The 9,378-nt window shown below is 36.6% G+C and carries 6 protein-coding genes; all 6 read left to right on the top strand.

Annotation, left to right across the window (positions count from 1 at the left end; genetic code table 11):
• The first annotated feature begins 143 nt into the window (after nt 1–143).
• The 6 genes from ACRD7B_RS22225 to ACRD7B_RS22200 all read left to right on the top strand — a co-directional run bounded on the left by ACRD7B_RS22225 (nt 144) and on the right by ACRD7B_RS22200 (nt 9,166).
• Nucleotides 144–608 (top strand): hypothetical protein, encoded by a 465-nt coding sequence (locus ACRD7B_RS22225; RefSeq protein ID WP_430826868.1) that lies wholly within the window; start codon nt 144–146, stop codon nt 606–608.
• A gap of 86 nt (nt 609–694) precedes the next feature.
• Nucleotides 695–1,108 carry a hypothetical protein gene (locus tag ACRD7B_RS22220; protein ID WP_430826867.1) on the top strand — a complete coding sequence of 138 codons (414 nt, stop codon included), beginning with the start codon at nt 695–697 and terminating at the stop codon, nt 1,106–1,108.
• 392 nt (nt 1,109–1,500) lie between these two features.
• Entirely contained in the window at nt 1,501–5,979 is a 4,479-nt protein-coding gene (locus ACRD7B_RS22215) for a PAS domain S-box protein (protein ID WP_430826866.1), read from the top strand.
• A gap of 2 nt (nt 5,980–5,981) precedes the next feature.
• On the top strand, nt 5,982–6,416 hold the full coding sequence (locus ACRD7B_RS22210; protein ID WP_430826865.1) for a response regulator: 435 nt from the start codon (nt 5,982–5,984) through the stop codon (nt 6,414–6,416).
• A 14-nt stretch (nt 6,417–6,430) separates the two neighbouring features.
• A complete protein-coding gene (locus ACRD7B_RS22205; RefSeq protein ID WP_430826864.1) occupies nt 6,431–7,534 on the top strand; it encodes a response regulator in 1,104 nt (367 codons plus the stop codon).
• Nucleotides 7,535–7,540: 6 nt separating this feature from the next.
• On the top strand, nt 7,541–9,166 hold the full coding sequence (locus tag ACRD7B_RS22200) for a PAS domain-containing hybrid sensor histidine kinase/response regulator (protein WP_430826863.1): 1,626 nt from the start codon (nt 7,541–7,543) through the stop codon (nt 9,164–9,166).
• Nucleotides 9,167–9,378: the final 212 nt, after the last annotated feature.

Genomic DNA, 9,378 nt, shown 5'->3' with positions numbered 1-9,378 from the left:
CTTTTAGTTAGTGTAGATGCTCGCAAGAACTTAAGCAGCTAATTAAAAGATACCAGTAACGCAATTATGGCTACGCTGTATACAGCCGGCCGTTGTGCCCCATTTATCGAGGCGCTTAAAATAATTTATAAAACCCAGACTCTATGAATAAAAAGAAGGCAGTTAAAATACTGCAAGGACAAATTAATAAATTGGAAAGATTAGAATTTCCGACTACATCGTGGATTAAAGAGACTCAATCTTATATTGAGCTGTTCTTTAAACCAGAGAGTCAGCCAATTTATGACTCCATATACCAACTAAATGAGAGCAGCGGTGATTGTAAAACTTTCATTGAGTCATGTAAATCTATAATTAAAGACTGTGGTGTATATAAAGACCCTAAGAAAAATTTATTCTCAACATTACCTAATTGGGCTGTGGCATTATTATTCTTAGCTGTTGGTTATGTTGGACACCTTTCAAAATACCTAACCAATTCTGAATTAAATTCGCTGAAGTCTGAAAATCTAGTTCTTAAACAAACGATAGACTCCTTCTCTACCATTAAGCCACCCACAATGATACATAATGAGGCAGATAATAATCCAGCAAACGTTGATTTGTAAAAAAAACATAACGGTTTAAATTCTAAAAGTTAAATAATTAATAATAAAAACGGGGCACATAAAATAATTCATAAAATCTAGACCCTATGAATAAAAATCTTCACATTGACTTATTGGAATATTTGCTAAAAAACAATGGAAATCTGTCTTATGTCAACGTTAGAGACTTCTTCTTTGACAAAGGACTGTTAAAAAAAGTTCATATTGACAAAGATTGTAAGGTTACAAAGAAACAAATGTTCCATTTTGTAAAGGACCTTGAAGAAATTGGTCTTTTTAAGTCAAACAATAACGATTTTAAATACTCTGAAAGTGTCGATAACATTCAGTTATTTGAAGATATCGCTTTGAACCTAAAACTATTACCAAAAGGAATAGATTTTATTAATGATCATCGCAAACGCAAAACAGACAATTTGTTCAAGATTATTACCGTCATCTTATTATTAGGAACACTGACTATTTCTATAATGAATTTTATATGCATCCAAGTATCTTAATGATAACCACTGTCGCAGCAATAGGTATAAAAAAGTACGTTATTGTAAAAAGAACAGCCAACATATGAGAATCGCAAATATCTCTGTCTTTAAACCAATATGTATAAAGGTATTTTGTAAAATCGTCCATTTTGAATTTCATGACTAATTAATTTTAAGTGATTAATAATTAATTTTCAACAAAAAACGGGGCACAACACGCCATAATAGCCCATTGCTCGTGCCTCACAACGACGCCATATGGCCAACGTTAAATGCAATTTTAAAATACACCACAGCAAACAAATAATTGAAAATCACACAGAATCTGAGTACAAGAATTGTAAATTATGCTGTTGGTGATAGAATCTAGTCGATTGCTAATTTTTTGTATATTTGGTAAAAAAACAATTATGAACTACCGACTTTCTGAAATTTTGGATGTTGAACAGGTAAGTGAATTGCTAAAAAGTTACACAGATGCTACCGGATTAGTTTCGGCATTGTTAGACTTGGATGGCAATATTTTATCTCAATCGGGCTGGCAACCCATTTGCACCGAGTTTCACAGAGTGAATCCTGATACGGCTGCGAATTGCAGAACAAGCGATACAACTTTAGCAAACAAATTAGTTGAAGGTGGCGAATTTAATGTATATAAATGTTTAAACGGATTGGTAGATGTAGCTGTTCCATTAAAAGTTAATGAACATCATATTGGTAATTTATTTACGGGGCAATTCCTTATGGAAAAACCGAACATATCTTATTTCGAAAAACAAGCTAAAAAATACAATTTTGATAAGCATAAATACCTGGAATCGCTTCAAGATATCCCAATATTAAAAATTGAAGAAATTAGAAGTAAATTAAATTTTTTGCTTCAAATGACCAGAGTTATCGCTGAACTGGGATTGGCAAAAATTAAGCAGATTGAAGCAATAGATATACTAAAAAGTAGTGAATTAAAATTTAAAAGACTCTCCGAAAATTCTCCTGTAATAATATATCAGTTTAAAAAGAACTTAGACGGTAGTTATAGCTTTCCATATATTAGTGAATCGGTAGAAAATGTATTAAATATTCGAGCCAGTGATGTCATTTCTGATGTGAACATTTTAATGAACCTAATTCACCCGGACGATAGGGATGACAATAACAATGCTATCGAGGAATCAGCAAACAAACTTTTAAAATACACGGATGAATTGCGTTTTATACTACCTTCAGGTATAACAAAATGGATTGAAGCTTCATCTGCTCCAGAAAAGCAAGAAGATGGATCAATATTATGGGATGGATTCTTTCAGGATATTACAGATAGAAAACGAGCAGAGGAAGCCACAAAAGAGAGTGAAGAAAAATTTAAATCATCTTTTTACACAAGTCCGGTAGCTCAGGCTATTCTGACTCAGGATGGAAAAATTATTGAATCAAATAACGCTTTTTCCAATTTAATTGGTTTTAGTAAGGAAAAAATAATTGGAAGCTCAGTTGTTGACTTGGGTTTATTAAGTCTAGCCGAAAGAGAAAAACTTGCTTCTCATGCAAAAAAATCTGGAGGTACTATTCGAAATGCTGAAGTTATATTTACTGCTCAGGACGGTAGCTTTCGCAATGTTTTATACTCCACCGAACAATTTTTATTGAACGGAGTTCCGCATCGTTTATCAATAGGAATTGATATTACTGACCGAAAACAGGCCGAGAAAAATCTCATCGAATCAGAAAAACAATACCGCTCCCTCTTCGAGAACATGAATGCCGGATTTGAACTATTCGAAGTGGTTCTGAACGAGCAAGGCATCCCAGTTGACCTTATAATTCTTGCTGCAAACGAGGGATTCGAAAAAACTACAGGATTGAAATTAAGAGACTCAATTGGCAAGCGTTTAACACAGGTATTACCCGGTATAGAAAACGATGAGGCCGATTGGATAGGCACTTTCTCAAAGGTTGCTCTTTCCGGAGAATCTGTTCAGTTTGAACAAGGCTCTGAACTGCTGGGTTATTTTTATTCTGTGTCTGCTTTCCAGGCCGGACAGAAACAATGCGCGGTGACTTTTGTGGATATCACCGATCGCAAGAACCACGAAAAAGCACTTAAGGATGAGAAAGACAGGATAAGAACAATCCTCGATTTGGTTGGAGACCCAATATTTGTGAAAGACAACCAACATAGGATTACAATGGCTAACCAAGCGTTCTATGGAATGTTTGCTACCGATGAGAAAAGCACTTTAGGTAAAACATTGGCTGAATCGGTTCCTGAAAAAGAGAAAAAACAGTTTTTATTTGTTGACAGGAATGTTCTCGATACCGGAATTCAAGATTTACGAGAAGAAGAATTAACAATAAAAAACAAAACAAAAACCATTGTTACAAAGAAAATTCGCTTCACCGATGATTCCGGAAACAATTTTTTGGTAGGTTCAATTCACGATATCACCGACCGTAAACTTGCAGAAAAAGCTTTAGTTCAGAGTGAAGAAAAATTTAAGACATCATTTCACACAAATCCTACTGCTCAGGCTATTCTTTCACAGGATGGTAAATTTGTAGAATCGAATGAGGCGTTCACCAGATTAATTGGATACAGCAAAGAAGAGATTATTGGAAACTCAGCCATTGATTTGGGCTTATTGAGTATCGATGAACAAACAAAACTCAGAGCATATGCAGAAGCATCGGGAGGAACCATTCGAAATGCAGAAGTTATTTTTACCGTGAAGGATGGGAGTTTACATTATATTTTATATTCCGTGGAGCAAATTGTTCTGAACGGAATCCCACATCGTTTGTCAATGGGAATTGACATTACTGAACGTAAAAAGCTTGAGATAGAGCGTCAGAAGTTTTTCATGCTTGCCGAGAGCAGCAGTGAATTTATCGGAATGTGCGACCTGGAATTGAATCCACTTTATGTAAACCCCGCAGGTAGAATGATGGTTGGACTTCCAGACATGGAATCCGCCTGCCGTGTTAAGGTACAGGATTACTATTTCCCTGAGGATCAACAATTCATTGCCCATGATTTTTTTCCACGCGTTCTAAGTGAAGGCCACGGAGATGTGGAAATCCGACTACGCCATTTCCAGACTGGGGAGGCGATTTGGGTGTATCACTACCTATTTAGAATACAGGACGACACGGGTAAACCTATAGGCTGGGCCACCGTAAGCCGCGACATAACCGAACGCAAACAGGCAGAAGAGCATAACAGGGAAAGTGCGGAACGGGCAAAATTGCAACGTAACCTCATCGCAAAACTATCTTTTGAGGATGTAATTGCAAATAAATCTATAGATGAAGCATTGGAAATATTAACGACACAACTTGCTAACGTTTTGAAAGTGGAAAGAACGAGTGTCTGGCTTCTTTCAGAGGATGAAAAATTATTAAAACGCAGGATGCTTTTTGATACTGCCTTTGGCATTGATGCTCAGGTAGAAACCCTGAAAACAGCTGATTTCCCCTCCTATTTTAAAGCACTTTATAAAGACAGTCAAATTGATGCAGATGATGCTCAAAACGACCCACGTACAAAGGGATTAAATGAAAATTACTTTATTCCGCTCCGGATAAGTTCCATGCTTGACTCCGCTATTCAACAGGATGGGCGAGTAATTGGCGTATTATCTGCCGAGCATCGAGGGCCTGTTCGTCAATGGCATGCCGATGAAGAATCTTTTGTAAGCGCCCTTACAAATCTTTTAGCGCAATTATTTGCCAATGCTAAGCGCAAAAAGGCAGAAGAGGAATTAATTCGGGCGTCCCGTATTATGAGTAATTCCCAGGAAATTGCTCACCTTGGAAGTTTTGAATATGTTGCTGCCACTCAAACCACCATCTGGTCAGAAGAAGAATACCGTATTTATGGGCTTGACCCCAAAGGACCATCTCCGGAGTACAATGAAATGCTAGAAAAATATATTCATCCCGATGATGCAAAATTACTTAATGATACCTTTATTTCGGCCATGCAAAGCTTGGGGACTTATGAACTTGAACACCGGATTGTAAGACCAGACGGTAGTGTTCGATGGGTGCATGATAAAGCACATCCCTATTTTGATGAAAAAGGAAATCTTCTTCGGTACGTTGGCGCAACACTTGACATTACCGAAAGAAAACTCCTTCAGGAAGAGCTGGAAATTATGAACGCTGAGCTTGAAAGGAAAGTAGAACAACGTACGGCCCAGTTAAAGGCAGCAAATAAAGAACTTGAAACTTTTACTTACTCCGTTTCGCACGACCTGAAAGCCCCGCTGCGCGGAATCGACGGATACAGCAGATTGTTGCTGAACGAGTATGGTAACAAATTGAATGAGGAAGCCACTCATTTTATTAATACCATTCGCAGTTCCACGGTGCAAATGCATCAACTAATCGACGATTTACTCAGTTATTCGCGACTGGAACGCAGCCAGATTAGATACGAAAAAATTGCCCTTAATCCATTTGTTGAGAAATTGTTGAATGGTTATTCTGAAGAGTTTCAAGAAACCGGAGCAGTAATAAATACTAAAATACCTGATATACAGGTTATTGCCGACTCCACTGGCTTGTCCATTGCCTTGCGAAACTATGTTGAAAATGCACTGAAATTCACAACAGAAAAAGCAAACCCGATTATCGAAATTGGGATTGAAGAAAAGCCAGTATCCAGAGTTATCTATGTTAAGGATAACGGTTGTGGTTTTGACATGAAATATCACGATCGTATCTTTGAAATATTTCAGCGCTTGCATCGTGCAGAGGATTTTCAAGGAACCGGAATTGGCCTGGCAATGGTGGCCAAAGCCTTACAGCGGATGGGTGGAAAAGCCTGGGCCGAAAGTGCCCCCGAAAAAGGATCAACTTTTTATATTGAAATACCAAAAACAAAGTGAATATGACTAAAAAGGAAAACAATCAACCCATCATGCTGGTAGAGGACAATCCGGTAGATTTGGACCTCACCATGCGAGCTTTCAAATCCCAAAAATTGGATAATCCGATTCTTACTGCCCGTGATGGTGAAGAGGCTCTCGCCTTTATTGAAAAATGGGAAAAAGGAGAACCCCGGCCTGCAATCATTCTGCTCGATTTAAAAATGCCAAAAGTAAACGGATTGGAAGTACTGAGAGTGCTCAAATCGCATTCCTCATTTAAAACCATTCCTGTGGTTGTACTTACTACTTCATCGGAATCATCAGATGTAAAGGAAGCCTATCAACTTGGTGCGAATTCCTATATTGTGAAACCTGTCGATTTTGAGAAATTCCTTGAAGTTGCTAAACAAATTGATCTTTACTGGAGAGTGTTAAACAAAACATATAATCATTGATAAAATTAATCGTTATGATGATATTATTGCTTGAAGATACTCAAACCGATGCTAATTTGGTCATTCATATGCTAAAAAAAGCGTATCCGAATGTCATAATTCATCATGCTAAAACTGTTAATGAGGCCAGAGAATTATTGAAAAATGATTTTGACTTGGCATTACTCGACATGCAACTTCCCGATGGTAATGGAATTGAAATATTAAAGGAAATAAGGCAGACCCTTAAAGATATGGCTGTTGCTATGCTCACCGGCTCTGGAGATGAAGAGGTAGCTGTTGCAGCGCTTAAAGCAGGTGCAGATGATTACATGGTAAAAACAACAGACTTTTCTGACCGTTTGGAACAAACAGTTGAATTTGCGATTAAGAATCACCTTGAAAATACTAAAAGAAGTTCAACTGATATCAATTTAATGTACATAGAACACAATCCAACAGACATAGACCTTACACTAAGGCATTTAACCCGGTATGCACCGTTTATTTTACTGGAAAATGCCCGATCAGGTGAAATTGCTCTGGAACTTTTGCCTGAAGAAAAGGATCTGACTATACCCTGTAAATACGATGTTATTGTAATGGATTACCGGTTACCAGGATTGAATGCTCTAGAATTTATAAAAATCATCAGACAGGATAGGAAGTTAGATATCCCAATTATTGTAGTTACTGGTCAAGGAAATGAGGAAGTTGCTGTGCAGGCCTTAAAATTAGGTGCCAATGACTACCTGGTCAAACGTCAAAATTACCTTCAACGTCTGCCATCTTTGATTCTAAGCGCATTTCAGTATGTCGAGTTAGAAAGAAAACAGGCTAAGATTGCTGAAAGCGAAACAAAATACCGCTTACTGGCTGAAAATTCGGGTGACGTTATTTTTACACTTGATTTTGACTTAAATTATACATTTGTTAGTCCGGCCATATATTCATTACGCGGCTTCACTCCAGAAGAAATAATTTATAAAAATATTTCTTCCTCATTAACTCCGCTTTCTTTTAAAAAAGTAGAGGATATTTACACAAGTTTATTACTTGCAATCAAAGAAAAGGAAGCTTCAATTGATCCTATGGAAGTTGAATTAGAAGCTTACTGTAAGGATGGTACAACAATATAAATAAAGGTGAAATTTTCGGTAGCAGTCGATGAAAAAGGTGTTGCAAACGGTATACTGGGTGTTTCGAGGAATGTCTCCAAACGTATGGATATTGAAAAAGAACGCAGAAAACTTTTACGAGCTGTTACACAAAGCCCCAACTCTATAGTTATTAGTGATAAAGAGGGTAATGCTGAATATGTAAACCCAAGATTTGAGTTATTAACCGGCTATAAAAAGGGTGAAGTAATAGGAGAAAACCTGCGTATTTTAAATTCAGGAAAACAATCAAAATCTTTTTATAAAAATCTTTGGGATACAATTATTGCTGGGGAAAATTGGCATGGTGAATTTCGTAATAAAAAGAAAAATGGTGAATTATATTGGGAAAAAGCCAGCATCTCACCGCTACTAAATGACGATAGGGAAATAACTCATTTTGTTGCAGTTAAAGAAGATATAACCGAAAAGAAAAAAATACTGGATGATTTAATTACAGCAAAAGAAAAAGCAGAAGAAAGCAACCGCTTAAAAACAGCTTTTCTAAATAACATGAGCCACGAAATACGTACACCTTTAAATGGGATAACTGGATTTATTGGAATTCTGCAAGATTCCGAAATTGATGAAGAAGAGAAACAAGAATATTTTGATATTATAAACAAAAGCAGCGATAGATTGATAGCCACTGTCACAGATATAATGGATATCTCGAAAATCGAAGCAGGGCTGGTTAAAGTTTCAAAAACCGAGGTGTCGATAAACAAATTTCTTAAAGAACAGTATAACTTTTTCTACCATCAGGCTGAATCAAAAGGACTTGAGCTAAACTATAAACAAAACTTTTCGGATAGTGAAACACGCTTTGTTACCGACAAACCAAAATTGGAAGGGATACTGACCAACCTGATTAGGAACGCGATTAAATATACCGAACAAGGAGAAATTACTTTTGCTTGTTCCCTAAAAAAAGAGAAGGATATTGAATTCCTGGAATTTCATGTAAAAGATACTGGGATAGGAATTCCAGCAAATAGGTTAGATGCTGTTTTTAACCGTTTTGAACAAGCCGACATTGAAGATACAAGAGCTTTTGAAGGCTCGGGACTGGGGCTTGCAATTGCTAAATCGTATGTTGAAATGTTGGGTGGTAAAATCAGTGTAATATCTAAAGAAGGAGAAGGCTCCACGTTCACCTTTAGCATTCCTAACACAAAACAGGTTGATAAACAAAGCGATACAAATGAGATTATAAATAAAGAACCGCAAATAGCATTAAATAATTTATCAGTAATTATTGCCGAGGACGATGAAACCAGTATAATGTTTTTTGATGCTATCTTCAAAAATAAGTTTGATAAAATTACTTACACAAAAAGCGGATTAGAAACGATAGAGAAATTCCGCAAAAACCCCGATACGGATATTATTCTTATGGATATAAAAATGCCTGACTTGAACGGATATGATGCCACCCGTGAGATTCGAAAATTAAATAAGGATGTAATAATCTTAGCCCAAACAGCTTATGGGACAGAAGGCGACAAAGAAAAAGCCCTTGAAGCCGGTTGTGATGATTATATTACAAAACCCATTAAAAAAGAGTTGCTATTTGAAAAAATAAGGATGTGCCTGAATAAAAAAAGCATTTAACATTTTGTATAAGTAATGGCAGGGTAAGTACTAAATATCAAGGTTTGTAGCCCGTTCAAACTACGTAGTGGCTTGACGGGAAATTACCATACAATCTGCCACTACTCATACAATTTACCGTTAATAGCCTATTTTAAGTTCATAATTTTAGAAAGCAGGTTTTCAGAAGAACGCCAAAAACAATTAGCAATATGACTTAGCCATTTTTCCTG

Source organism: Carboxylicivirga fragile, assembly GCF_050589805.1.
GTDB lineage: Bacteria > Bacteroidota > Bacteroidia > Bacteroidales > Marinilabiliaceae > Carboxylicivirga > Carboxylicivirga fragile.
Note: the sequence above shows the minus strand (reverse complement) of the source record. Positions and strands in the feature narration are given on the sequence as shown.